This is a genomic window from Paraglaciecola chathamensis S18K6, assembly GCA_000314955.1.
GTDB lineage: Bacteria > Pseudomonadota > Gammaproteobacteria > Enterobacterales > Alteromonadaceae > Paraglaciecola > Paraglaciecola chathamensis.
Genome location: BAEM01000006.1, coordinates 83,270 through 108,444, shown reverse-complemented (window position 1 = coordinate 108,444; position 25,175 = coordinate 83,270). Strand labels below are relative to the sequence as shown.

The following is a 25,175-nucleotide window of genomic DNA, read 5'->3' as shown; positions in this document are numbered from 1 at the left end:
TATCAGTAAAAAAGCGCCTATACTTACTATAGGCGCTTTTTTTACTGAGTTTTATTTCAGCCAAGGTTGCCTTCGCAAACATAAATAAGCTGCAAGAAATCATCCAATCCATAGTGGGAACCTTCGCGACCATAACCGGACGCCTTCACCCCTCCAAAAGGAGCAACTTCACTGGCAACAGCACCCTCATTAACGCCAATAACGCCGGCCTGAAGGGCTCGTTTCACTCGATGAATGCGTTGATGATCTTGGGTGTAAAAGTAGGAGGCAAGGCCATACTCGGTATTGTTTGCTTCCTCGATGGCTTCGTGTTCTGTGTGGAAGCGAAAAAGTGGCAGTACCGGTCCAAACGTTTCTTCGCTGAAAAGTGCCATCTTGTTATTGGCATCTGCTATTACTACCGGTTCAAAAAAGAACCCTTCCCGCGCATTTGTACTACCACACAACAAAATCCCGCCGTTTTCTTCGGCATCTTGCACATGGTGAGTAATCTTATCGATGGCTTTTTGATTGATCATTGGGCCTATCTGCGTAGCTTCATCGAAAGGATCTCCCACTTTCATCGCAGCTACTTTATCCACCAGGCGGCTGGCAAACTCGTCATAAATACCATTGGCTACATAAATTCGATTGGGGCAGACACAAGTTTGCCCACCATTGCGTAACTTGGCAGCCAAAAGACCACTTATGGCTGCATCTATATCGCAATCCTCGAACACAATGAAGGGGGCATTACCTCCTAGTTCCAGTGACAGTTTCTTCAGAGAAGTGGCGGCCCGTTCAGCCAGGTAACGGCCAACCTGCGTAGAACCCGTGAAGCTTATTTTCTTTACGTGCACGTCTTTTAGCCAAGCATCGACGGCAATAGCCGTTTGCTCACGCGAAGCGGTAATCACATTGATGACCCCTGGGGGAAACCCCGCCATATCTGCCAATTTTGCCATTGCCAGTGCTGTTAATGGCGTGTCTTCAGCGGGCTTTACAACAACTGTGCAGCCTGCAGCCAGTGCCGGCGCTATTTTCCTGGCCAACATGGCTAAAGGAAAGTTCCATGGTGTAATGACCGCGACAACGCCAACTGGGCGTTTTTCGACAGTTTGCTGACGGCCAGGAACGCTGTCAGGTAGAATGTCTCCGCGCAGTTGCATAGCCATTTGAGCAAACCATTTTACGTATGAAGCACCATAAGCGATTTCGCCTTTGGACTCTGCCAGCGGCTTTCCTTGTTCTGAGCTCATAATGCAAGCGATGTCGTCCATGTGTTGCTCAATCAACCCATGCCATTTTTCCAGCAGGGAAGCGCGCTCACGATGGGTGGTCCTTTGCCAACTGTTAAATGCTTGGCGGGCTGAGCGTGCTGCATGAACTGCATCAATGGCATCGCTGTTGGCGACACCGGTAATGCTTTGGCCAGTCGCAGGGTTCATGACCTCATACGTGTCGGTTGACACCGCTTTTTTCCATTGACCATTAATATAGTTGCGGTGATTAAGCAAAGTGGGCTCGCGTAACGATGAAGCCAGATCGATATCGAATGTATCACTCATAGTAAATTCGTCCGGATTGCATCGCCCATCTTCTGGGTTGTGGCATCGCCGCCCAGATCTTGTGTAAGCGTTGAGCCTTCTAAGGTTTTTTCTATAGCAGCGATGATAGCATCGTGGGCCGCGAGTCCAGCGCCCTTATCTTCTGTGAGAAAGCTGAGCATGAGTGCGCCTGACCATATCATGCCAATCGGATTGGCAATGTTTTTACCGAAAATATCAGGCGCAGACCCGTGCACAGGCTCAAACAGAGATGGAAATTTACGCTCAGGATTTAAATTGGCTGAAGGGGCAAGACCAATAGTACCTGTGCACGCTGGACCTAAATCAGACAAAATGTCACCGAACAGATTTGACGCCACAACTACATCAAACCGCTCTGGATTCATTACAAATCGTGCAGACAGGATGTCGATGTGTTGCTTATCCCAGCTGATCTGAGGGTAGTCGGCTGATACCGCTTCAGCCCTTGAATCCCACCAGGGCATACTGATGGCCATCCCATTGCTTTTTGTAGCAACGGTGATTTTTTTGGCTTGGCGAGTCATGGCGGTTTCAAAGGCATATTTCAGTACCCGATCAGTACCGTGGCGGCTGAAGACAGATTGCTGCAACACCACCTCTCGGTCAGTACCTTCGTACATGATACCGCCAATAGAGGAATACTCACCTTCTGTGTTTTCCCGCACTACTATGAAGTCGATCTCATCGGCTTTAGGCGTGGAAAGTGCGCACTTTACTCCCCTAAAAGTACGCACGGGCCGCATATTGATGTACTGGTCGAACTCGCGACGAAAAGTAAGAATAGAGCCCCAAAGTGAAATATGATCCGGGACCGTATCAGGCCAGCCGACCGCGCCAAAGTATATCGCATCCATGTCACTAACCTGTTCTTTCCAGTCGTCAGGCATCATGCGATTGTGTTGCAGGTAGTAGTCGCAACCACCCCAATCAAAGTGACGAAAGTTAAGGCTCAGGCCAAATTTATCAGCCGCTGCTTTAACTACTTTTAGGCCTTCTGGCATGACTTCCTTACCGATGCCATCGCCCGCTATAATCGCTATGTTAAACGTCTTCATTGGCCTGTCATCTCCTGTTTAACCGCATCCAAAGCCAGTACTTCGTTTAGTGTTTGCTGAAGTCGCTCGAACAGAAAGTCAAAATCGGTTTGTGTAAAACACAGTGCTGGTGCAAAACCCAAAATGTTGTCGCCAAAAGCGCGGAAAATTAGCTTGTGCTTCCAGGCAATGTCGGCAATGGTTTCATGTAGCTTCAAAGCAGGGGAAAACTGACGTTTAGTGCTTTTATCTGCAACCAATTCAATAGCGCCAAGTAACCCTAAATTACGAACATCACCGACCAATGGGTGTGCCAAACACGCCTGTAATTTCGCCTGAAAATACGGTTCTACCTGTTGTGCATGATGCAGCATTTCTTCTTCGTAAATACTGATCACTTCCAGGGCGACAGCGGCACTCACCGGATGAGCCGAGTAAGTTTGTCCGTGTCCGACCACCGCGGCCTTATTTGGGCCATCAGCAATACCGTCAAAAATTTCATCCGACATCAGCACAGCCCCCATCGGGGCATAACCCGATGTCAGACCTTTAGCGACGGTCATCAAATCTGGCTGAATATCTTCGTGCTCACAGGCAAACATTTTTCCTGTGCGGCCAAAGCCGGTGATGACTTCATCTATCAGCAGCAGAATGCCTAAACGTTTACAGGTTTGTTCAATAGCTTTGAGCCATCCTTTTGGAGGGACAATTACGCCGCCGCTGCCAACTACCGGTTCGCAGAAAAAGGCAGCAACATTCTCGGCGCCGATCTCTGCTACTTTGTCTTCCAATTCTTTTACTGATGCGGCAATAAGGGCATCTGCTGTCTCATATTCACTGCGATACATATACGGGCAGCTGATATGGTGCTGACTGGGCGTGGGAACATCAAAGTTTGCATGAAAGGCGGGTAAACCGGTGATGCCGGAGCCCACAGCTGATGAACCATGATAGCCGCGCTTGAGTGCAATTATGTGCTTTTTAGTAGGTTTGCCGATGGCATTATAATAGTGGGTGATGTAGCGGATGGCTGCATCGATAGCGTCTGTGCCCCCCAACGAAAAATACACGTGTTGGAGAGAAGCAGGGGTAATCGAGACGAGTTTATCTGCTAACTTTATGGCTGGTTCGCTACCAAATCCAAAATAGCCGGTGGCGTAAGGCAGCGTATTCATCTGTTTTATAGCGGCGTCTACAACACGTTGTTGTCCATAACCTACGTTAACACACCATAGGCCGGCAAATGCGTCCAGATACGCTTCACCGTCTGCTGTTGTCAGCCAGACACCATTTCCAGATTGCAATATTTTGACACCTTTTTTCTGATGTTCACGGAAGTTGGACACAGGATGAATAAGGTAACGACTGTCAAGTTTTGTCAAAGCAGGCGTTTGCATGAGTATTTTCCATGTTGTTTGTATAGCGATGCAGGGTGCAAGATGCACAAAACGCACTCGTCATATACATAGTCAGAGAAGTTGTACCCCAAATAAGCGGGCACGATTATTCGCCAATATAGTAGCGTCCCTAAATGTTTAAATTTTGTCGTTGCTGCGCTAAGAAGAGCGTGTAAATGTTGTTTTTGATAAGTTCTCAGCAAAATATGCTGTTCACTTTGAGCGATGATCGATGGGTACAGTTTTACTCTTGCCTCGTCACGATGAGGCTGAGTGAATGATTCTAAAATTTAAGCCTGTACAGTGTCTTTTGGTAGAGGCGATATGCTCTATCTATAAAGAGAGTACTCAACATAATGTATGAATTTATTGCAGCATAGTCTGCTGATTGAATCAGTAAAACAGACTTAACTACGCAAACAGTGGATTCAATTTGGCATTAAATAAGCGACACTGCATGGTGTAATAAGAATGCACCAACTAACTAACAAGACTAACTTGCAACAATAATTCTATCTGGAAAAAACAATGAGTGTATTTAAGCCCAAGTATATTAGCTTCGATTGTTACGGCACCCTTATCTATTTTGAAATGGCACCGATGGCGCAAAAACTCTTTGCCGATCGCATTACTGAAACGCAAATGCCACAATTTGTGAAAGACTTTTCCGCCTATCGTTTAGATGAAGTTCTCGGTGCGTGGAAACCTTATCAGGAAGTAGTACGCAACGCTGTAACGCGCCTATGTAAGCACTGGAATATTGAGTACCGTGACGCAGATAGCATTGCTATTTACAATGCCGTGCCAACATGGGGCCCACACCCAGATGTGGTTGAGCCGCTGAAAAAAGTTGCGGCTGAAATTCCGCTGGTGATTTTATCTAATGCGATGAATGAACAAATCCACGCTAACGTGGCTAATTTGGAAGCGCCTTTTGCTCATGTGTATACCGCTGAGCAAGCACAGGCGTACAAGCCCCGTTTACAGGCATTCGAATACATGCTCGATAACCTAGGATGCAACCCTGAAGATATCCTTCATGTATCTTCAAGTTTCCGCTATGACTTAATGTCGGCTCATGATATTGGCATTAAAAATAAAGTGTGGGTAAATCGCGGACATGAGCCAGCTAATCCCTTCTACGGTTATACTGAAATTCAGGATATTCGTGGTCTTCCAGGCGTAGTTGGTCTGGAGTAGGGATTACATGAAAAGCGCGTCTTACTGGCTGGATACAGCACCTGTTATCGCCACCGCCGAATCAAAATTATCGTCTGCGAACGTAGATGTGGTAGTCATTGGGGGCGGATTTACCGGCTTGTCTTCGGCCCTTGCGTTAGCTCAACGCGGTGCAACAGTAGCATTGTGCGAGGCGGGTATCGTCGGTGGAGAAGCATCTGGTCGTAACGGTGGGCAGTGCAATAACGGTACTGCTCAGGATTACGCAGGACTGATCGCCAGTTATGGTGAGGATAAAGCCCGCGCGTTTTACCAGTTCTATAACCAGGCCGTAGATTCCGTCGAAAGCTTAGTTCGCGATGAGCAAATCGATTGTGACTTTCGTCGCGCGGGTAAAATTAAGCTAGCAGCGAAGCCGGAACACTTCGAAAAGCTCGTAAAAACTCATGAGGCACTGATTAAAGAAGTCGATACAGATGCCAAGTTGCTGGATGCAGCACAACTTCAGCGCGAAATTGTGTCCGACCAGTTTTATGGTGGCTTATTGACCCCAAATGGAGCTCAGCTCCATGTTGGTAAAATGGTCCATGGCTTGGCGACACGCTGTATTGAAAAAGGCGTGGCGATTTTCCAACATCAACCGGTTATCCGCGTTGATAAGAAAGGGCCGCAGCAATGGGTGGTGCACACGCCAGAGCAAACCATTGTAGCCACATCAGTGCTTGTTGCTACTGGCGGCAGTGGCCCTGGCCCGTTTAGCTGGTTCCGCCGCCGGATTGTACCGGTAGGTAGTTTTGCTATTACCACTGAGCCTTTGAACAAACAAATGTGTGAGTCATTGTTTCCCGGAAATCGCTCGTATGTCACCAGTAAAAATATTGGTAACTATTTCCGTTTGACGCCAGATCGTAGGCTGTTATTTGGTGGCAGGGCACGCTTTGCCGTGTCGAATTCGCGCTCTGATTTAAAAAGTGGCGATATTCTGCGTCAGTCTCTGTATGACATGTTCCCCCAATTAGCGAATACAAGCATTGACTACTGCTGGGGTGGAACTGTGGATATGAGTGCAGACAGATTGCCCAAAGTTGGCGAGCATAACGGCATGTTTTACGCGATGGGCTACAGCGGGCATGGCGTACAAATGGCGCTGCATATGGGTAAGGTAATGGCTGACCTGATCGACGGCAAGCCCACCCATTGCCCTTGGAAAACAACAAACTGGCCTGCGGTACCATTTCATTTTGGTAAACCTTGGTTTTTGCCTCTTGTCGGCATGTATTACAAAGTACAGGACAAGTTGCATTAATATTAAAATACGCTAGAGCACCTGTGTAAAGGGGACGACCATGAAAAATAATAAACAGGATGCCGCCCTGAGGGGGGGACATCTCGGAAGTCGGCGAGCGATTTTAAAGTCACTGGGCGCCGCCGGATTGGTAACGGCAGCCAGTGGATTAGTGCTTCCTGCTCACGTACTTGCCCAGCTTACTGATGATAAGCCTGAAGCTCAGCCGAGACAGGGAGGGCGAATTCGTGTTGCCACCAACTCTAGTTCTACCCGCGACACCTTAGATCCGGCCAAAGCATCACTGAGCACTGACTATGTACGCATGTATATGGTCTACAGTGGTCTGACGCAATTCAATCGTGAACTAGGGGCAGACTTGGCCCTAGCAGAGACGATTGAGTCAGACAACCAACAAGATTGGCATATTACTCTGCGCAGCGGCGTTACTTTCCATGATGGAAAAAGCCTGACACCGCAAGATGTTGTTTACTCTCTTATGCGACATAAAGATCCTGACGTGACATCCAGAGTTGCGCCTATTGCGGCTCAGTTCGAGGAGGTGGTTGTCACTGGTGAACGCAGTTTACGGATTATGCTCAAAGCCCCCAATGCTGATTTGCCCGTCATGCTTGCTTCCTCTAATTTCTGTGTGGTGGCCGACGGTACGACAGATTTTTCACGCACTGCCAATGGAACTGGTCCGTACCAGCTGAAAGAGTTTTCTGCCGGTGTGCGCACCATTGGTGTTAGAAACCCGAACTTCTGGAAACCAGGCAAGCCGTATTTGGACGAAATAGAGTTAGTGGGTATCGCTGATGAATCGTCCCGAGTAAATGCATTGTTATCCGGCGATATTCAGATGGTACTCGCTGTCGACCCTCGTTCAACAAAGCGGGTAAAACGCTCTGGGACCTGCGATGTAATGCAGACGGAATCCAGTTTATACACCAACCTTGTTATGCGTCAGGATGCTTATCCCACTAACAATCCCGATTTCGTGATGGCGATTAAATACATGACCGATCGCGAACTGATAAAACGAGCGTTATTCCGTGGCTATGCGACTATCGCCAACGATCATCCGGTGGCCCCCAGTCATAAATATTTTCACCATGAACTACCTCAGCGACCTTACGATATAGACAGGGCAAAATTTCACCTTAAAAAAGCAGGTATGAATGGTTTGCGTGTGCCTATTTTTGCCTCCCCCGTAGCGACTGGATCAGTGGATATGGCAGCCTTAATGCAACTATCCGGTATTGAGGCGGGCGTACATCTTGGCATCAACCGAGTTCCAGCAGACGGCTACTGGTCAAATCATTGGATGAAGCATCCTTTAGGATTTGGCAACATCAACCCGCGGGTGAGCTTGGATGAACTGTTTAGTCTGTTCTTTAAATCCGATGCGCCGTGGAATGAGTCAGGCTGGCAAAATCAACAGTTTGATCAACTGCTGCTCGCGGCTCGCGGTGAAGGCGATGATGCAAAACGCAAACAGATGTACTGGGACATGCAGGAACTTATACACCAGCACTGCGGCATCGGCATTCCAGTGTTCATGAATCTGATAGATGGCTACGATAAACGCGTTAAAGGCATTTTCCCCATTCCGACTGGTGGCTTGATGGGGTACTCCTTTGCCGAACATGTGTGGTTGGATGCATGATGGTCTTAAGGAGTCTGAAATGAAGGTAATTTTCCAGCTAATTATTAAACGTATCGGGTTGTCGATCATCACACTGTTCATCGTTTCTGCTGTGGTGTTTTTCATTGCGAATTTGTTACCCGGTGACGCTGCGCAAGAAATGCTTGGTCAGAGCGCTACGCCAGAGGCTGTAGCTGCGTTGCGTGAGGCATACGGACTTAACGATCCGCCCCTGACCCGCTATGCAAAATGGCTAACCGGTCTAGTAACCGGTGATGCCGGCATGTCGCTGGCCAATTCTCGGCCAGTGAGTGAGCTTATCAGTTCACGGTTGTCGAAATCTTTGTTGCTGGCGGGCTTGACCACTGTCATTGCAGTTCCATTTGCCATGCTATTGGGCATCGTGGCGGCAATGTACAGCGGTCGCAGAGTCGATAAGATAATGAACATCGCTACGCTTTCTATGGTTGCGGTGCCTGAATTCCTACTCGCAACTATTTTTGTGCTGATTTTTGCTGTGGAACTCAACTGGTTGCCATCCCTGTCGTACATACCAGCCGACGCCGGGGTGTATGAGTACTTTCGCGCGTTTGCGTTGCCGGTAGCGACCCTGTGCATTGTACTTAGTGCACAGATGGCAAGAATGACTCGCGCCGCCGTGCTCGAACAACTGTCGCAACCTTATGTGGAAATGGCATTATTAAAAGGCTCGCCTTTGTCCCGTGCCGTGCTCAGACATGCATTACCCAATGCCGTAGGCCCCATTGTTAATGCGGTCGCACTAAGTTTGTCTTACCTGCTTGGCGGGGTAGTCATTGTGGAGGTGATCTTCAATTACCCCGGTGTAGCTAGCCTGATGGTGGACGCCGTAACCAATCGCGATATGCCTTTGCTGCAGGCGTGTGCCATGTTGTTCTGTACTGGCTATTTGATCCTAGTGCTGATTGCAGATCTGTCGGCTATTCTTGCAAATCCTAAACTGCGTACTGGAGGCTAATTATGATGGCTGCAATTAAATCTATGCCAATGTCCGGTAAAGTGGGCGCTGTATTAGCTGCATGCTGGCTATTTTTGGCCTTATTTGGTCCTTGGCTTGCGCCTCATTCGGCCAATGAAATCGTTGCATATGACGTGTTTGAGCCCCTCGGAGGCGACTACATACTCGGGACCGATTATATTGGCCGCGATGTTTTCAGTCGCATACTTGACGGTACACGCTTCACAATTTTTATTCCGTTGTTGGCCGCCGCACTGGCTTGTTCAGTGGGCACGCTAATCGCTCTTTACTCTGCGGTTAGTCATCCCCGCACCGACGAAATTATTTCGCGGTTTATGGATGCTTTAATCTCAATCCCCAGCAAAATTTTCTCACTGGTGATGATTGCTGCGTTTGGCTCGTCGGTGCCAATTTTGCTTACGATTACAGCCATTAGTTACATGCCGGGCTCGTTTAGAATTGCTCGGTCGCTGGCTGTGAATGTCGCCAATCTGGACTTTGTAACGGTCGCCCGTACTCGTGGAGAAAGTCGCCTTTATTTGGCCGTTAAAGAAATTCTGCCGAATATTCTGCATCCCATGTTAGCTGATTTTGGTCTGCGTTTTGTGTTCGTGGTGTTGTTGTTGAGCAGTCTAAGTTTCCTCGGTTTGGGGGTGCAGCCACCAGAAGCCGACCTAGGGTCGCTAGTTCGTGAAAACTTATCGGGCCTAGCGGAAGGCGCACCAGCGGTAATCGTACCCGCCATCGCCATTGCCACCATCACTATCGCGGTGAATTTAGTGATAGACAGTTTACGGGGCGCAGCCACTTATGCCGCTCGGGGGAGGTAGTATGACAGCACATATCATTGTCGAGCACTTATACGTAGAGGCGGGGCCCACTGAGCAGCCAGTCACCATTGTTGATGACGTCAGTTTTTCTCTTCAGCGAGGAGAAGTTCTGGCACTTATTGGAGAATCTGGGTCAGGAAAAACCACAATTGCACTGACATTACTTGGCTACGCACGCCCCGGTTGCCGGATAATAGGCGGGTCGGTGATGGTAGGCAAAGACAACATGGCGGATAAAGCAGAGTCGCAGCTCGCCGGCCTGCGGGGACGCAAAGTGGCTTACGTGGCGCAAAGTGCCGCTGCCGCCTTTAACCCCTCCCGGCGCATTATGGATCAGGTTGTCGAAAGCGCGCTCATGCATGGCTTGATGACGCGCAAAGAGGCAGAAGCTAAAGCCGTTACCTTGTTCGCGAATTTATCTTTGCCATCCCCAGAAACCATCGGCAGACGCTATCCACACGAGGTATCTGGTGGTCAGTTACAGCGGTTGATGGCGGCTATGGCTCTGATTTGTGATCCTGAATTGGTTATTTTTGATGAGCCTACCACTGCACTTGATGTAACCACACAAGTTGACGTGCTCAAAGCGTTTAAAGTGGCAGTTAAAGCCACGAATACCACAGCGGTTTACGTGTCACACGATTTAGCCGTGGTTGCACAGATGGCCGACCGTATTTTAGTGTTGCAAAGGGGCAGGGTGGTGGAAAATAACCCTACTGACAGAATATTGAATGACGCGGAGCATCCCTATACTCAGCAACTACTAAACGCCGTTCAGAATAACGATACTGTGCAGAATAAAGAGCACAGCGATGTAGTGCTTGATATTGGGGATATCGAAGCTGGATACGGCAAAATAACCAAAGCTGGTAAACCGGAAATTCCTATTTTATCCGGTATTTCTCTTAAGGTACTGCGCGGTCAAACCGTTGGCATCATTGGGGAATCAGGGTCGGGGAAATCCACATTTGCCCGTGTTATTGCAGGTTTGCTGCCAGCCTCGGCGGGCTATATGGTGCTGAATAATCAGGAATTGCCTTCAGCTATAGCAGACAGAGGCAAAAGAGAATGCCAGCACATTCAAATGGTGTTTCAAAATGCTGATACAGCCCTTAACCCGTCTCATAAAGTTGCTGATATTCTTGGCCGGCCACTGACGTTTTTCCATGGTCTGAAAGGCGAGGCTCAAAAAGAACGCGTCGCCGAATTGCTTGAATTGGTGAAATTACCAGTAGCGTTGGCTGATAGAAAATGTGGTGCTTTATCTGGCGGTCAAAAGCAACGGATTAATCTGGCCCGAGCGCTGGCTGCGGAGCCTAGTGTCATTCTGTGTGATGAAGTTACCTCGGCGCTGGATACTGTGGTTGCTGCTGCTATTCTCGATTTATTAGAGGAGTTGCAGGCAAGACTAAACATTGCCATTGTCTTCATCAGTCATGATATCTCTACGGTAAAGAGCCTTTGCGACGAAGTACTGGTGCTGTACAAGGGGAAAAAGGTGGAGCACGGTAGCGGAAGCTCTTTTGCTTGTGCACCCTATCACCCCTACACAGATTTATTGGTTAGTAGTGTGCCAACGCTTGACCCCGAATGGCTAGACAGCCGCAAACGGGATCTCGACGCATTAGATATTTCTGTGCAAAATACAGATGATTTATGTCGCTTTAGAGACCGTTGCCCTGTGAAGCTCGGCGATCAGTGCAATACTGAGGCGCCACCTCTTCGCACGTTAACATCGGGAAAATCGGTGTTGTGCCATCGTGACCAGGCCATGCTTGTGGCTCAGTAATACCCATTCCAATAAATAATGAAGCACTTAGCAATTATTTAATGAAATTGGTATGAGGTCTTTTCTCACTGAAAAAAAACCGGGCACAATGCCCGGTTAAAAGTGTCAGCGCAGAGGAGTTAGATAGCGCCGACCCGAATTTTTGATCCGTTCACCAACCGAGATAAATGATACGAGCTGGCGTCGATAATTGGTTTTTTACCGAGCACCAAATCAGCGGCCACATTCGCCAGGCCAGGACCAAGTCCGAAACCATGCGCCGAGGTACCCGCTGCGAGGAAGAAGCCCTCTACCTGTTCAATTGGCGAAATAACCGGAATGGCATCGGGCGTTGAGTCAACATAACTACCCCAACTTTCAGCAATCTCCATATCTGCCAATGCAGGGAAAAGTGACTTTACTGTGTCTACTGTTTTGATGAGATTGCTCTTAACTGGAGCCGGATCCAGAATGCGAATTCTCTCAAACGGTGAAACACTATCATTGGTCCAGCGATTAAACGCTTCTGGGCCTTGGAAGAAAGAACGGCCTACATTTACCTGCACGGCTTTGAGGCGTTGCATAAACATGGGCATAAACGGCTTGGCGTAACGAATTCCCTGAGGCGTGAATTCCAGTAGTGCGGTTCCGCTTATCGCCACGGTGTAGCTGCCGTCCAGTCTTCGGGTAAGCGCCACGTTACTGGTGTAAATTGCTTCACCAATATTGGTGATGGGTTTGGTTCTCAACGCGGTTTGGCGAACGCTGGCTTGAGGAAAACTGATGCCATGGTGACGACAAAATGCCGATGCCCAGGCACCGGCCGCACAAAGCACTCGGTTGGTTTTAATGGTTCCGTTTTCTGTTACCACACCTTCCACTTTCCCATTTTTGATATCAAGGCCCCGCGCCGCGCAATTCTGATGAATGCTAGCGCCTAACGCGCGAGCACCCTCTGCAATCATGGGAGCGGCTATGGAGGGCTCTCCCTTCCCGTCATCAATGGAATGGACACCGCCAATCCAAGTGCGGCCTTTTGCTGGAATCATTTCATTGGCTTGTTTGGCATTGAGCATCACGGTGGATACGCCATACTGCTTTGCTAAATCTCTCCAGGCGTCCCATTGGGCCAATTGTTTTGGGTCATCTGTGGCGTAACGCAGCCCGCAGCGGCGAAAGCCAAGATCGAAACCGATATCCCGGGACATTTCATCCCATAAACGCATCGACAGGCCTGATGTGGGTAGTTCCCGTTCATCGCGGTTTTGCTGGCGACACCAGCCCCAGTTGCGACTGGATTGTTCACAACCCACCAGACCTTTTTCAATAAGTGCGACCTTGTAGCCCTGCTTCGCCATAAAATAGGTGGCGGCTGCGCCAATAATGCCGCCGCCGATTACGACCACGTCCACTTCTTCGGGGAGCTTTACGTTACTTACAATTCTTTTCAGTTGCGGTGACATATTTTTGATACCTTCATGTGGAAATGGTTATGCTTCAACGTCGAAGCCGACAATGGCTTTTATTTCCAGATATTCTTCTAACCCTTCAATGCCATATTCCCGACCATTTCCGGATTGTTTGTAGCCCCCAAATGGGGCCTGTGGATCCCAAGTCGGATAATTAATTAACACTTGGCCACTGCGAATTTGACGAGCGACTCTTCTTGCTGCACTTAAATCGCTGGACTGCACATGAGCGGAAAGACCAAACACTGTGCTGTTGGCTATTTCAATGGCGTGTTCAACGCTGTCATAGGGAATGAGGCACAGTACAGGCCCAAAAATTTCTTGTTGAGCAATATCCATATCCGGTGTTACATCGCTAAATATGGTTGGGCGTGCGTAAAAGCCTCGGGTAAACCCTTTAGGTCTTCCAAGCCCACCGGTAACACAGCGCGCGCCCTCGTCTAGACCGCGCTGAATCATAGTCTGAACCCGTTCGAACTGAGGACGATTAGATAACGGTCCATGGGTTGCCAAATCGTTATCAGCCAATCCGATTACAATAGACTCTGCCGCTTCTGCCGCCAGCTTTTCTACTTCAGCCAAGCGCGCTTTGGGAACCAACATGCGGGTTGGCGCGCTGCACGACTGACCATTATTGCGCATACCGGCTTGCACACCAGCGCCAACCGCACTGGGGAAATCGGTATCGGGAAGTAAAATGTTCGGCGATTTGCCGCCAAGTTCCTGGCCTACTCGTTTAACAGTGGTAGCTGCAGCTTGTGCAACCAATACACCCGCACGGGTTGATCCGGTAAATGAAATCATATCAACGTCAGGGTGATGGGCCAATGGCTCACCTACATCCTTACCATTGCCGTTAACCAAATTAAACACGCCGGCTGGTACGCCCGCATCATGTATAATCTGGGCAAAAGCCAATGCGCTTAGTGGCGACAGTTCACTGGGTTTCAGTACAATAGTGCAGCCCACCGCGAGGGCGGGGCCGACTTTGGCGGTCATCTGGTACAACGGCCAGTTCCACGGCGTAATTAGCCCCGCAACCCCAATGGGTTCACGGGTTACCGCCGTTGTTCCGCGCATTTCGGTAAAGTTGTACTTTTCCAAATTTTCACGGGCCACCCGAATATGCGCTGCTGCCAGTGGTACCTGGGTAGAGCGGGCGTAAGTTAGCGTAGCACCCATCTCAAGTGACATAAGATTCGCTAGCAATTCAGTGCGCTCGTCAATAAGTTCGATAATTCGATCTAATATTGACAGCCGGGTTTCTACGGCGGTGTCAGCCCACGATGGAAACGCTGTTTTCGCAGCGGCAACGGCCTTGTTAAGATCGTCAATGTTACCCATTTGAATGGTCGCTGCCGGTTCTTCCGTAGCTGGATTGATCACGTCGAAAGAGCGCTCTCCAGCTAAGGCAACCCATTTACCATTGATGTAAGCTTGCTTCAGGCGGCTGCTATCGACAAAGCGCTCGACGGGTTGTGTACTCATGATGGGGTTCCTGTTTAAGACTAAAATGAATTACAACAAAATCAGACAGTGTTCTATGTCCGGCAGATCCTACTGCAAGTTAATGAAATCCAGTATAGAGTTGATGTGACAGCATTGGGTGCCGCTTTATATGCATCAACAGCAAATTATTTTAAATAACGAGAAGGAAACAGGCCAATTTCGTTGCGCTGTGCGCGTTACACTGAGATCCTGCTGTTCTGCCTATGACGAAGAATGTCAGGCTTTACCTCTTTATGAAAAGTCAGGAGACAAATCATGAACCAAGACATCGAAATTGAAGACCTCCTAGAAGATCTCGTCACCTTTCGGCGCGATATTCACGCTAACCCTGAGCTCGCTTACAAAGAAGTAAAAACTGCTGAGAAAGTGGCTGATAGTCTGCGGGAAATTGGATTGGATGTCACTACCGGAGTTGGCAAAACCGGTGTAGTTGGTTCATTGAAGGTAGGGAATTCCTCCCGTTCTATTGGTTTGCGTGCAGACATGGATGCGCTTCCGATTGTTGAGGAAACTGGGTTGCCGTATGCAAGTTGTCATCATGGCGTATTTCACGGCTGTGGTCACGATGGTCATACTACCATGCTTCTTGGCGCAGCAAGGCATCTGGCAAGAACACGAAATTTCGACGGTACGGTTCATTTTATTTTTCAGCCCGCCGAAGAGGGGGAAGCTGGGGCGAAGGCAATGATTGACGATGGCCTGTTCGAGCGCTTTCCCTGTGACCGGGTATATGCGTTTCACAATTGGCCTGACTTACCTGCCGGTACTATTTCAACCCGTTGCGGCCCTATTATGGCAGCGGCAGACAAGTTTTCCATTCAGGTAAAAGGAAAGGGGGGACACGCGGCCGTCCCCCATCAAACACCGGATGCTATTTTGGCAGCCAGTGAATTGGTAAGCCAGCTAAATACTATTGTGTCTCGACGTATTTCGCCAACATCCACGGCGGTGTTGTCAGTAACACAAATTAGCGGTGGGAATTCTCACAATGTTCTACCCAGTAGTGTGTCTCTGACTGGAACCGTTCGTACCTTTGACCCTCATGTGCAGGATCTAATTGAAGCAGCAGTTCGACAGGTAATTACTGGGGTCAGTGTGGCAACAGGTACGCAAATTAGTATCGATTATCAGCGCTATTATCCGGCTACCATCAATGCTTCTGTTGCCGCTGAGCATGCTTTGATGGTGGCGAAGCGCGTAGGCAATGCTGTGGAAGCGCCTGAGCCGGCGTTTACGTCAGAGGATTTTGCCTTCATGCTGCAGGCTTGCGAAGGTGCATATGTCTGGGTAGGGCAAGGCACCAGCGGCGAACACATTCCGCTTCATCACCCTGGCTACGATTTTAATGATGGGATTATTGCCACTGGAGTGAAACTACACGTAGCGTTAGTGGAGGATTTTCTGCCGTCAAACTCAGGCTCAACGCAAGAAAATGACCTAATTGATCATGCTAAACAGCAAAATGTATCATGTTGCCAGCGGTAAACTGGTTGGCAGAGCAACAATCATAAAGCAGGTATCTGAGAGCTGATGGATAAAACAGACTTTACTGTTCGCGAGATGCGAGAATCTGACTTACCCACTTGTCTGACATTCACACAACAGGTCAACTGGCCGCACCGGATGATTGACTGGCAACTGCACTTTTCTATGGGCAATGGCAGCATTATCGAAGACAGCAAGGGCGATATTGCCGGGTGTATTCTGTGGTGGGACTACGGCAGCAACTATGCCACCGTTGGTTTAGTGGTTGTACCTAGTCACATGCAGGGCAACGGACTTGGCAGAACCCTGATGGACACGGTTATGAGTCAAACAGGAGCGCGGAGCTTGCAACTGGTTGCCACGGTTGCCGGAAAACGTCTTTATCAGCAGTGTGGATTTGTAGAGCGCGGGGCTATTTATCAGGTTCAGGGGCAGTTAACAACCCAGCCTGTGCCCACTGAAAGTAATCTTGATATCGAAGCAATCGATGATACAAGCCTCAATGATATGCAGGCTCTTGACGCCTGTACATATGGTTGCTCCCGGCAGAAACTTTTAACCGCCGTTGCCCAGTCTGGGAAAGGTCTGATTGCGTATCGCGACGACAAAGCCGTTGGTTTCGCCATGTTGCGTACCAGCGGACACGGGCAAACCCTTGGTCCTGTACTGGCAGAATCTGATAACATCGCTAAAGCGCTAATAAGTCGATTGCTGTGTAATGAAACTGGGTTTATTCGCTTCGATCTGTCTGAAAACGCGCTAAACATAAAGCCTTGGCTTGAATCTTTTGGTCTGACGGAAGTCGATAAAGTCAGCCTGATGGTAAAAGGTGCGTTTTTGCCGTCGAACGCTTCCGGTGTTAGGATTTACAGTCTCGTATCTCAGGCATTCGGATAACAGGTCAACCGAGATTATGTTAAGTCGCTCAGTCAAAGCCCTCGTATTATTACTGCTACTCTCAGTGAGTTCGCAGGCTATGAGTGTGTTTTTCGATTCTCATGTCTCTCATCAGGGCAGCGACGACCACCAGTTAACTAACAATGCCTCCGTAAGCGGGGTACTTACAAAGATCATTGAAAACCCAGTTACGGATAATTACGGACTGGATTGTGAGCACTGCTGTCACTGTCATGGGGCTCAGCATATTTACTTACCTGTGATCATCACTACGCTACACACTCATCTTCATTCCCAACGTTGCCAAACGCTATCTCTTTCAGTGAGCGGCGGCCACAGACGTAACCTGCTAAGGCCGCCTATCGTTTAGCGATGTAACATGCGCCACCCTTCGGCTTAGGCTGAAGAAATTTATATCGCTAAGAGAATAGACAATGAAAATACACATGTTAACTGCGGGCATGCTGCTCACGCTGGGCTTGCCGGTACATGCTTCACAGCAACTATCTTGGGCAGGATGGCTGATGCAATCTGTGGAACAGCATCCTACCATGCAGGCATATAATCATCTGCAGACCTCGTCGGAACTGTCTGCCTTGGGCATGGCTAAACCCCTGTATAATCCGTCGCTGAATACCAGTATCGAGCAGGAAGGCAGTGACACAAATTTCCAGATAGGTTTGTCTTCTGACATTGACTGGTGGGATATGAAGGCCACCAGAACTGAACTCGGGAACCTGAGCGCCCAACAGGCGCGTGTTGATAAAACGATTATCACCAACGATTTGCTTGCCGACATTATGACTGCACAGGTGCAAACAGCTCTCGGAGAAGAAGCGTATGAACTTGCAAAGTTGCAAGTCGAACAGGACCTAAAAGTACTGCAACTTACTCGTGATCAGCTCAGTGCTGGTGAGGTAAACCGCACAGAAGTGGCCATGGCGAAAGCGGTCGTGGGACAGGGTATGGTATTGGAGAACGAGCGATTGTCAGAATGGCTCGGCGCACAGCAGTCACTCCGAGAGCTCGCTGGTGAGCGCGCACAGTCATACACTATTGATCACGCCTTTTGGGGGAGTTCAATTGCGTCGACTGCTGGTGTTGACGTTATAAAACTGCCTGAAGTTCAGCGGTCTCGGCTTAATTGGTTAGAGGCAAAACAAGAAGCCGATAGGCAGGTGCAGGCGAATAAACCGGTCCCAAATTTGGGCGTTGGCGTAGGAAAACAAGCCGGTGAATCTATTATCTCGTTGAATGTATCAGTGCCAATACAGTGGCGTAACGACTACCGAGAGGTCAATGAAGCGGCTCGCGAAGCAGCCCTTGCTAGCGAGCAGCAACTGCATGCAAAAATGCTCAGTGCCCAAGAAAAGTTGAGAAGCTTGAGACTTCAGCTTCGCCAGACCCAGCAACGTTACGAACAGTGGCGTGATTTGCACGAAAACTATCTCAGCGAAGAAATTACTGTGCTGCAAAATCGTTATGCCCAAGGTGATTTGAGCATGGCTGACTACCAATGGCAGGTCCAACAGTTGCGTGCAGGAATGCAGGCAGGGCTGACGCTGAAACAGAACTATCAAATTACCTTCATCGCTTATCTTCACGCTACCGGTCGTCTCGCCGCATATGTGTTATCACTGAATTTGCAGGAGCAGTAACATGTCACCATCAACCAAAATACTAACCGCGGTCAGTATGTTCGCGCTGCTGACAACGTGTGCTGGTACCTCGGCATACGCGTCTCAAACCCATGATCACCACGAAGAAGCAGACAATCACAGTCACGCTATCGACGCAGGGCCCAGTGCGGAGCAGCACGACGATAAACATGCCTATCGCCATGAAGATGCGCATAATCGTGACGAACACGACGAACACGACGAACACGACGAACACGACGAACACGACGAACACAACGAAAGCGCGGAAGTTATACTGACCAAAGCGCAGCTGGCGTTGGCAGATATTCACCTAGAAACCTTAGTGCCAATGAACCTGTCCGAAGAGGTTTATGCGCCTGGAGAGATAAAAGTGAATGGCTACCGCAGCTATATAATTTCTCCTAGAGTGAGTTCTGTGGTGACGGCTCGTCACGCAGGATTGGGTGAAAAAGTCCGCCAAGGACAGCCTTTGGTAACACTGTTTAGTGAAGAAATGGTCGGCGCACAAAGTGAGCTCCAACGGGCTGTCGCTGAATGGCAAAGAGTGAGCAAGCTAGGACAGCGGGCGGTGGGCGAAAAACGCTTTATTGAAGCTCGAACGGTTTACAATGCCACCAACCGACGGCTGCAGGCGTTAGGGTTGTCAGCTACTACCATTGCCCGAATTGAAAAAAATGACGACTATCCACTGGGCGAATATACCCTGACGGCACAGACAGATGGACTCATCATGACCGATGACTTCAATCAGGGCCAGCGTATTGAGCCTGGCCAGCCACTGATGTTGTTGTCTGATGAGGCGCACCTTTGGGTTGAAGCCCGCTTGTCGGCTCAAAATGATCTACATCTTCAGCCTGGCGATGCTGCCAGTGTGATGGTAGGCAACATGTCAGCCACGGCCATCGTCACTCAGGAATCTCATACTATCGATCCGGTAAGCCGGACCCGCATTGTACGATTAGATTTGGACAATAGCCGCCATCGGTTCCATTCCGGGATGTTTGCAGACATTTATTTTAAAGGGCCTATAACGGGGGGCGTGCTGGCTGTTCCCCAATCGGCATTGATGCGAGGCGCCGATGGCGACTGGCAAATTTTTGTGCTGGACGACGATGGCGGTCTGATACCCAAAGAAGTGACACTAGGGCCGAAATTCAGTGAATGGCAAGCCATTAATGGCGTTCAAGAAGGGATCAGCTATGTCAGCCGAGGCGCTTTTTTTGTGGCTTCAGAAATCGCCAAAGGCGGTTTTGATCCACACAATCATTAATAGGAGTGCAGTATGTTTGCTAGTTTGATTGACTACGCAGTCCGCTTGCGATTTGTATTGATTCTCATATTAATGGGGCTCTGTGGGTTTGCTGCGGTCATGATCCCACGTTTGAATTTAGATGCATTTCCAGATGTAACTAATATTCAAGTGGCCATCAATACTGAAGCACCAGGATTGGCTGCAGAAGAGGTGGAACAGCTTATAACCTATCCGATTGAAGCTGTGATGTATGCACTGCCTGATGTAGAGGAGGTGCGTTCTATCTCTAAAACTGGTTTGTCAGGTATTACCGTTGTGTTTCGCGAGGGTACTGACATTTACTTCGCCCGGCAGTTGGTGTTTGAACGTTTGCAGGTGGCCGCCGAAATGATCCCTAAGGGGGTCGGAATGCCAACTATAGGCCCGAATACCTCTGGACTTGGTCAGGTTTATCAATATTTGCTTATCGCCGATGCGGACTCTGGCTATAACAGCATGGCACTGAGAAGTTTGAATGATTACCTTATCAAACTACTGTTAATGCCGGTAGATGGCATTACCGAAGTGTTGTCATTTGGTGGTTACGTTCGCCAGTATCAGATTAATCTTCTACCCAACCGATTGTTGTCTTATAACCTCACACAACAGGACGTAGTTGAAGCGCTGTCGAGGAATAATAACAACGCCGGCGGCTGGTACATGGAGCGAGGGCCGGAACAACTGGTCATCCGCGGAACCGGTTGGTTGTCATCTGGTGAAGCAGCGCTTAGCGAATTGAATCAAATTCCACTACAAACCCAAGGAGCGTCAATTGTCACAGTAGGTGATGTCGCAATAGTGGAAATTGGTAGTGAGATCCGACAGGGCGCGGTCACCATGTCGGTGAAAAATGCACAAGGGGAAGTCTACAGCCGTGGTGAGGTTGTGTCTGGCGTGGTACTTAAACGCATGGGCGCTAACACCAACTCAACCATCGAGGGGATTAATGAGCGCATTTCGCTGATCAATGATGCACTTCCAGAAGGAGTGCATTTCGAGCCATATTACGACCAGGCCGACCTCATTGGGAAGGCCGTGGACACCGTGGTAAATGCGCTGTTGATGGCTTTTTTGTTTATCGTGATCGTGCTTGCCCTGTTTTTGTTGAGTGTTAGGGCTACCTTGTTGGTATTAATTTCTATTCCAGTTTCTATCGGGCTGGCGCTGGCTATGCTAAGTATCCTAGGGATTTCTGCAAACCTCATGTCGCTGGGAGGTATGGCTGTTGCTATTGGTATGTTGGTTGATGGTTCGGTGGTGGTCGTTGAAAACATCTACCAGAAACTGTCAGGTGAAAAAGTGGATGGGGGGGCTCTTTCTGGTCTGGTTGTCAGTGCGGCGCAGGAAGTTGCACGGCCGGTATTCTTCGCAAGCTTGATTATTCTAGTCGTCTTTACGCCATTGTTTAGTTTTGAAGGTGTTGAGGCAAAACTGTTTCAGCCCATGGCGATAGCTATCATGTTGGCGTTGGTCTGTGCGGTTATTGTTGCGTTAATTTTTGTTCCCGTATTGTCAGTATATCTGCTCAAAGCCCGACCGATAAAACATCGGAAAAACCCGGTACTACAGCGCCTTGAATTGGTTTATACGAGTTTGCTTAAAGCTTGTATGCAGCGGCGTCGCCACGTTATTGGTGTCGCGCTTTTATTGGTGGGAATAACGGGACTTCTTATTCCTCAACTGGGTACCGAATTCGCCCCTGAGCTTGAAGAAGGCACAATTAATTTGCGGGTTACTCTCGCGCCGTCTGCCAGTCTCAATACGGCCCTGGGTGTTGCTCCAAAGCTGGAGAAGATCCTGCTGTCGTTTCCAGAGGTAACCTATGCGGTTAGTAAAATCGGGCGGGCAGAAATTGGCGGCGATCCAGAGCCAGTAAATAACATTGAGATTTACATCGGGTTGAAACCCGTTGATGAATGGCAAACGGCGTCAAACAGAGAAGCATTGCAGGAGGCGATGAGCCACAAACTGGAACAGCATCCTGGATTGCTTTTTAATTTCTCTCAGCCTATTTCCACACGTGTGGATGAGCTCCTGTCCGGTGTAAAAGCAGAGCTTGCCATAAAACTGTTTGGACCCGAGCTGGAGGTGCTTGCAGACTTTGGGCAGCAAATTACCGACGTGGTTGCCGCGGTTCCCAGTACTCAGGATGTAGCCTTAGAGCAAATTAGCGGTGAGGCGCAATTGGTGATACGTCCAATTCGCAAACAACTGAGCCGCTACGGGCTGGATGTAGCAGATGTGATGAATCTTGTTCAACAGGGCATTGGAGGTGTTTCTGCTGGGCAAATTATTAGTGGCAATGAACGATACGATATTGTGGTTCGCTTTGACGAAGCCTTTCGTGACGATATCGATGCTATAAATGAATTGCGTCTGTTGAGCGCACAGGGAGCTTGGATCCGACTGAAAGATGTGGCATCCGTGGCTATTGAGTCAGGCCCTCCGCAAATAAGAAGAGATGATGTTCAACGGCGGGTAGTGATTCAGGCAAACGTTGAAGGTCGTGATATGGGCAGCGTGGTGAGTGACATCCGCGAAGCCATTACTTCGAAGGTTGAGTTGCCGGGCGGATATGCGGTGCAAATTGGTGGGCAGTTTGAGAATCAGCAGCGGGCCATGCAGCGCCTGATGTTGGTGGTGCCAGCGTCGTTGTTACTAATTGCATTACTATTGTACTTTGCATTTAGTAATATCAGGTTAGTGGCGCTAATTATGATTAACATTCCTCTGGCAGCTGTTGGCGGTGTTTTCTCGCTGTATGTCAGTGGTCACTACCTTTCAGTTCCAAGCTCGGTGGGTTTTATTACGCTGTTTGGCGTCGCGGTGCTCAACGGCGTGGTGATGGTAGAGAGTCTGAATCAGCGAGTAAAAGGCAGCAATAGACCGACAGACGCTATTCTACACGGTGCGAGTTCAAGGCTTCGACCCGTGCTCATGACCGCATTGACCTCTGCCTTAGGTTTGATACCAATGCTGCTTTCCAATGGCCTTGGGGCTGAAATTCAGAAGCCTCTGGCCGCGGTGATTGTGGGAGGGCTCATCAGCTCTACCTTATTGACATTGGTGGTTTTACCTACGCTCTATCCTTGGTTTGCGAAAGTGAGACTCCAGACGTAATAATTTTCTGAATTTCTACCACAAGCGCACAATTATGCCCCGCAGCGAGGCTTATTCGAAGTAAGCTGCCGGGGCTGCATATTTATACTGGGTGATACAAACATGCTTTTTGGTGAACTCAAAAAGCAAACCTTTTATTTATTCGGAGTTTTTATGCGTCGTTTACAAACTGTTGTTCAGCATCCTTCTGAAGCACCCAGCGAAAGCTATGCGGATCCTACAATCCTATTGGAAGGCAATCCACTGCTGGAAAAATGGGCACACGTTGCAGCGGGCAACGACAACATCAAAGTGGGTGTTATGACCTGCGAACCGAGCGTGAATCGTTCGGTGAAAAACGGTTTTTTTGAATTTTGCTATCTGATTGAAGGCTTAATAGAACTTACTGAGGAGGGTGGGGAGCCGGTTACCTATAAGGCCGGTGATACCTTCTTGATGCAGGATGGTTTCCAAGGGATTTGGCGCACAATAGAAAAATACAAAAAAGTCTATGTGTGTGTTTATAGCTAAACGCTGTAATAAAAAGCGCCGGTGACCATTGCCTGTTCACTAGCGCTTATATTGAATTAGCGGGTTAGTAGCCTCGGCCCTTGTTGACTTCACCTACCATAGGTTCATCCTGTATCCATAATTTCAGATTCTCGACCAGACGAAGCGCCGCTGTGTCATTGCGAGTTACTGATGCTATGTGAGGCGTCACATGAACGTTGGGATGAGCCCAAAACGGGTGATCGGTCGGTAACGGCTCTTGATCAAACACATCCAGCACTGCCTGACTTAGATGTCCGCTGTCGAGTAGTTGTAGTAAATCATTGTTAACCAGTTGCTCGCCTCGGCCGACATTTACTAACGCCGCATCTTTGGGAAGCCGGCTCATCAAATCGTAATCAAGGATCCCCTTTGTGTCGTCGGTAAGGGGCAGAAGAGAGATCAATATATCCGTATTGGGTAGCAGGGTGTTCAAGCCCTCGCGTCCGTGTGTCGTGGATACTCCGTCAATGGTTTTCGGACTTCGACTCCAACCTTGTACCGAAAAGCCAAGTTGCTGGAGCATTAGGGCTACACTACTTCCCAGCGTCCCTAAACCCAGAATAGTAACAGTACACTCGTGGGGAAGTTTCACCGGGTGAGGCTGCCATAGGGATTGTGCTGCCTGACGCAGATAGCGAAACTGCTCCCGGTGAATCATCATCACTGCGCTAAGTACATAGCTCTGCATTTGTGTGGCGATCGAAGGGTCTAGCATACGAACTAACCTGATCCCAGGAGAAAGGGATGCTGGCGCGAGCTGATCGACACCGGCACCTACACAGAAAATTGCTTTGAGATTAGGAAATTGTGTTTGATAGTCTTTTGGCAAGGTCCAAGTAATGAACGCATCTACAGCTTGGGGGTCGGGTACGTCCGGCCAGGTAAACCAGCGTATTTCGGGTAACGTATCAGCTACGGCTTGTTGCCAGCACTTGCCCCTTTCAGCGGGGCCTTTATAAACAAGTGTTAGTGACAAAGTTATTTTTCCGGTTTAAACAAGGTTGTTAGAGGGTAGTGAAGTTTCTCGATAGGTGATTTCAACACGATATAGCTGAAATATTTAGCGATACCAAAGTCTTGTTCGAGAATCTCTTCCATCAGGGTTTGATAATGAGTTACACCTCGGGTGACGAATTTAAGCAGATAATCGTAACCTCCACTGATAAGGTGACATTCAATCACTTCGTCAATGGTGCGGATTTTACGCTCGAATTTGACAAAATCTTCCATATGATGGTCTGTCAGAGTAACTTCAGTGAAAACAGTGGCGGTTTCACCGAGTTTATTCAATGCAATTTTCGCATTGTAACTTGTAATGTAGCCCGCTTTTTCTAATCGTTTGACTCTGGCAAGGCAAGGGCTGGGAGACAGAGCAACAGCGTCAGCGAGATCAGTGTTAGTGATCCGCCCGTTTTTCTGAAGTTCTGCCAAGATATTGATGTCGATACGATCTAGTTTCATTTCGGGCACGGTCATTTCCTCTTATACAACGTTCTTCTCCACATT

At 48.8% G+C, this 25,175-nt stretch carries 20 protein-coding genes; 13 read left to right on the top strand and 7 right to left on the bottom strand.

The window, feature by feature from the left end:
- Window positions 1–56: 56 nt before the first annotated feature.
- Genes GCHA_RS01710 through GCHA_RS01700 form a run of 3 tightly spaced genes read right to left on the bottom strand, consistent with a single transcriptional unit; the run spans window position 57 to window position 3,999 of the window.
- Window positions 57–1,547 (bottom strand): NAD-dependent succinate-semialdehyde dehydrogenase, encoded by a 1,491-nt coding sequence (locus GCHA_RS01710; RefSeq protein ID WP_007984366.1) that lies wholly within the window; start codon window positions 1,545–1,547, stop codon window positions 57–59.
- Window positions 1,544–2,623 carry a tartrate dehydrogenase gene (locus tag GCHA_RS01705; protein ID WP_007984364.1) on the bottom strand — a complete coding sequence of 360 codons (1,080 nt, stop codon included), beginning with the start codon at window positions 2,621–2,623 and terminating at the stop codon, window positions 1,544–1,546. Before GCHA_RS01705 ends, GCHA_RS01710 begins: the two co-directional genes overlap by 4 nt.
- On the bottom strand, window positions 2,620–3,999 hold the full coding sequence (locus GCHA_RS01700) for an aminotransferase class III-fold pyridoxal phosphate-dependent enzyme (RefSeq protein ID WP_007984362.1): 1,380 nt from the start codon (window positions 3,997–3,999) through the stop codon (window positions 2,620–2,622). Before GCHA_RS01700 ends, GCHA_RS01705 begins: the two co-directional genes overlap by 4 nt.
- A 528-nt stretch (window positions 4,000–4,527) precedes the next feature.
- Between GCHA_RS01700 and GCHA_RS01695 the strand changes: the two genes are divergently transcribed.
- The 6 genes from GCHA_RS01695 to GCHA_RS01670 are packed head-to-tail and all read left to right on the top strand — an operon-like array spanning window position 4,528 to window position 11,727.
- Window positions 4,528–5,199 carry a haloacid dehalogenase type II gene (locus GCHA_RS01695; RefSeq protein ID WP_007984361.1) on the top strand — a complete coding sequence of 224 codons (672 nt, stop codon included), beginning with the start codon at window positions 4,528–4,530 and terminating at the stop codon, window positions 5,197–5,199.
- 7 nt (window positions 5,200–5,206) lie between these two features.
- Window positions 5,207–6,484: an NAD(P)/FAD-dependent oxidoreductase gene (locus tag GCHA_RS01690; RefSeq protein ID WP_007984358.1), complete on the top strand. Its 1,278-nt coding sequence runs from the start codon at window positions 5,207–5,209 to the stop codon at window positions 6,482–6,484.
- A 40-nt stretch (window positions 6,485–6,524) separates the two neighbouring features.
- Complete coding sequence (locus GCHA_RS01685) at window positions 6,525–8,132, top strand: ABC transporter substrate-binding protein (protein WP_083881811.1); 1,608 nt, start codon at window positions 6,525–6,527, stop codon at window positions 8,130–8,132.
- Complete coding sequence (locus tag GCHA_RS01680) at window positions 8,113–9,108, top strand: ABC transporter permease (protein WP_318248905.1); 996 nt, start codon at window positions 8,113–8,115, stop codon at window positions 9,106–9,108. The genes GCHA_RS01685 and GCHA_RS01680 overlap by 20 nt, the downstream gene beginning before the upstream one ends.
- A 2-nt stretch (window positions 9,109–9,110) precedes the next feature.
- On the top strand, window positions 9,111–9,938 hold the full coding sequence (locus GCHA_RS01675) for an ABC transporter permease (protein WP_007984354.1): 828 nt from the start codon (window positions 9,111–9,113) through the stop codon (window positions 9,936–9,938).
- A 1-nt stretch (window position 9,939) separates the two neighbouring features.
- Window positions 9,940–11,727, top strand: coding sequence for an ABC transporter ATP-binding protein (locus GCHA_RS01670; protein WP_007984352.1), 1,788 nt, complete (start codon window positions 9,940–9,942; stop codon window positions 11,725–11,727).
- A gap of 119 nt (window positions 11,728–11,846) precedes the next feature.
- Here GCHA_RS01670 and GCHA_RS01665 read toward each other — a convergent pair whose 3' ends face one another.
- Window positions 11,847–13,169, bottom strand: coding sequence for an NAD(P)/FAD-dependent oxidoreductase (locus GCHA_RS01665; protein ID WP_007984351.1), 1,323 nt, complete (start codon window positions 13,167–13,169; stop codon window positions 11,847–11,849).
- A 27-nt stretch (window positions 13,170–13,196) separates the two neighbouring features.
- Window positions 13,197–14,663 carry an aldehyde dehydrogenase family protein gene (locus GCHA_RS01660; protein ID WP_007984350.1) on the bottom strand — a complete coding sequence of 489 codons (1,467 nt, stop codon included), beginning with the start codon at window positions 14,661–14,663 and terminating at the stop codon, window positions 13,197–13,199.
- A gap of 276 nt (window positions 14,664–14,939) precedes the next feature.
- Between GCHA_RS01660 and GCHA_RS01655 the strand changes: the two genes are divergently transcribed.
- The 7 genes from GCHA_RS01655 to GCHA_RS01630 all read left to right on the top strand — a co-directional run bounded on the left by GCHA_RS01655 (window position 14,940) and on the right by GCHA_RS01630 (window position 23,648).
- A complete protein-coding gene (locus tag GCHA_RS01655; protein WP_007984348.1) occupies window positions 14,940–16,169 on the top strand; it encodes a M20 aminoacylase family protein in 1,230 nt (409 codons plus the stop codon).
- A 45-nt stretch (window positions 16,170–16,214) separates the two neighbouring features.
- The gene (locus tag GCHA_RS01650; protein ID WP_039991934.1) at window positions 16,215–17,066 is read left to right on the top strand and encodes a GNAT family N-acetyltransferase; all 852 of its coding nucleotides are present in this window, start codon (window positions 16,215–16,217) and stop codon (window positions 17,064–17,066) included.
- Window positions 17,067–17,145: 79 nt separating this feature from the next.
- Window positions 17,146–17,436, top strand: a complete 291-nt coding sequence (locus GCHA_RS22835; RefSeq protein WP_153810694.1) for a hypothetical protein — start codon at window positions 17,146–17,148, stop codon at window positions 17,434–17,436.
- Between the two features lie 64 nt (window positions 17,437–17,500).
- Window positions 17,501–18,724, top strand: a complete 1,224-nt coding sequence (locus tag GCHA_RS01645; protein WP_039991932.1) for a TolC family protein — start codon at window positions 17,501–17,503, stop codon at window positions 18,722–18,724.
- Window position 18,725: 1 nt separating this feature from the next.
- Complete coding sequence (locus tag GCHA_RS01640; RefSeq protein ID WP_007984342.1) at window positions 18,726–19,997, top strand: efflux RND transporter periplasmic adaptor subunit; 1,272 nt, start codon at window positions 18,726–18,728, stop codon at window positions 19,995–19,997.
- A 12-nt stretch (window positions 19,998–20,009) separates the two neighbouring features.
- Complete coding sequence (locus tag GCHA_RS01635; RefSeq protein ID WP_007984341.1) at window positions 20,010–23,138, top strand: efflux RND transporter permease subunit; 3,129 nt, start codon at window positions 20,010–20,012, stop codon at window positions 23,136–23,138.
- Between the two features lie 102 nt (window positions 23,139–23,240).
- Window positions 23,241–23,648 (top strand): cupin domain-containing protein, encoded by a 408-nt coding sequence (locus GCHA_RS01630; RefSeq protein WP_007984338.1) that lies wholly within the window; start codon window positions 23,241–23,243, stop codon window positions 23,646–23,648.
- A gap of 64 nt (window positions 23,649–23,712) precedes the next feature.
- On the opposite strand, the gene GCHA_RS01625 is transcribed toward GCHA_RS01630, so the two are convergent.
- Window positions 23,713–24,645: a 2-hydroxyacid dehydrogenase gene (locus GCHA_RS01625; protein ID WP_007984336.1), complete on the bottom strand. Its 933-nt coding sequence runs from the start codon at window positions 24,643–24,645 to the stop codon at window positions 23,713–23,715.
- Window positions 24,646–24,647: 2 nt separating this feature from the next.
- The gene (locus GCHA_RS01620) at window positions 24,648–25,145 is read right to left on the bottom strand and encodes an Lrp/AsnC family transcriptional regulator (RefSeq protein ID WP_039991931.1); all 498 of its coding nucleotides are present in this window, start codon (window positions 25,143–25,145) and stop codon (window positions 24,648–24,650) included.
- Window positions 25,146–25,175 lie beyond the last annotated feature (30 nt).

What these genes read in the sequence shown, in the direction of transcription:
- GCHA_RS01650 (WP_039991934.1), top strand. Translation starts at nt 16,215, where the DNA reads ATGGATAAAACAGACTTTACTGTTCGCGAGATGCGAGAATCTGACTTA.
- GCHA_RS01710 (WP_007984366.1), bottom strand. Translation starts at nt 1,547, where the DNA reads ATGAGTGATACATTCGATATCGATCTGGCTTCATCGTTACGCGAGCCC.
- GCHA_RS01700 (WP_007984362.1), bottom strand. Translation starts at nt 3,999, where the DNA reads ATGCAAACGCCTGCTTTGACAAAACTTGACAGTCGTTACCTTATTCAT.
- GCHA_RS22835 (WP_153810694.1), top strand. Translation starts at nt 17,146, where the DNA reads ATGAGTGTGTTTTTCGATTCTCATGTCTCTCATCAGGGCAGCGACGAC.
- GCHA_RS01705 (WP_007984364.1), bottom strand. Translation starts at nt 2,623, where the DNA reads ATGAAGACGTTTAACATAGCGATTATAGCGGGCGATGGCATCGGTAAG.
- GCHA_RS01635 (WP_007984341.1), top strand. Translation starts at nt 20,010, where the DNA reads ATGTTTGCTAGTTTGATTGACTACGCAGTCCGCTTGCGATTTGTATTG.
- GCHA_RS01655 (WP_007984348.1), top strand. Translation starts at nt 14,940, where the DNA reads ATGAACCAAGACATCGAAATTGAAGACCTCCTAGAAGATCTCGTCACC.
- GCHA_RS01645 (WP_039991932.1), top strand. Translation starts at nt 17,501, where the DNA reads ATGAAAATACACATGTTAACTGCGGGCATGCTGCTCACGCTGGGCTTG.
- GCHA_RS01630 (WP_007984338.1), top strand. Translation starts at nt 23,241, where the DNA reads ATGCTTTTTGGTGAACTCAAAAAGCAAACCTTTTATTTATTCGGAGTT.
- GCHA_RS01685 (WP_083881811.1), top strand. Translation starts at nt 6,525, where the DNA reads ATGAAAAATAATAAACAGGATGCCGCCCTGAGGGGGGGACATCTCGGA.
- GCHA_RS01660 (WP_007984350.1), bottom strand. Translation starts at nt 14,663, where the DNA reads ATGAGTACACAACCCGTCGAGCGCTTTGTCGATAGCAGCCGCCTGAAG.
- GCHA_RS01680 (WP_318248905.1), top strand. Translation starts at nt 8,113, where the DNA reads ATGTGTGGTTGGATGCATGATGGTCTTAAGGAGTCTGAAATGAAGGTA.
- GCHA_RS01620 (WP_039991931.1), bottom strand. Translation starts at nt 25,145, where the DNA reads ATGACCGTGCCCGAAATGAAACTAGATCGTATCGACATCAATATCTTG.
- GCHA_RS01695 (WP_007984361.1), top strand. Translation starts at nt 4,528, where the DNA reads ATGAGTGTATTTAAGCCCAAGTATATTAGCTTCGATTGTTACGGCACC.
- GCHA_RS01690 (WP_007984358.1), top strand. Translation starts at nt 5,207, where the DNA reads ATGAAAAGCGCGTCTTACTGGCTGGATACAGCACCTGTTATCGCCACC.
- GCHA_RS01665 (WP_007984351.1), bottom strand. Translation starts at nt 13,169, where the DNA reads ATGTCACCGCAACTGAAAAGAATTGTAAGTAACGTAAAGCTCCCCGAA.
- GCHA_RS01670 (WP_007984352.1), top strand. Translation starts at nt 9,940, where the DNA reads ATGACAGCACATATCATTGTCGAGCACTTATACGTAGAGGCGGGGCCC.
- GCHA_RS01640 (WP_007984342.1), top strand. Translation starts at nt 18,726, where the DNA reads ATGTCACCATCAACCAAAATACTAACCGCGGTCAGTATGTTCGCGCTG.
- GCHA_RS01675 (WP_007984354.1), top strand. Translation starts at nt 9,111, where the DNA reads ATGATGGCTGCAATTAAATCTATGCCAATGTCCGGTAAAGTGGGCGCT.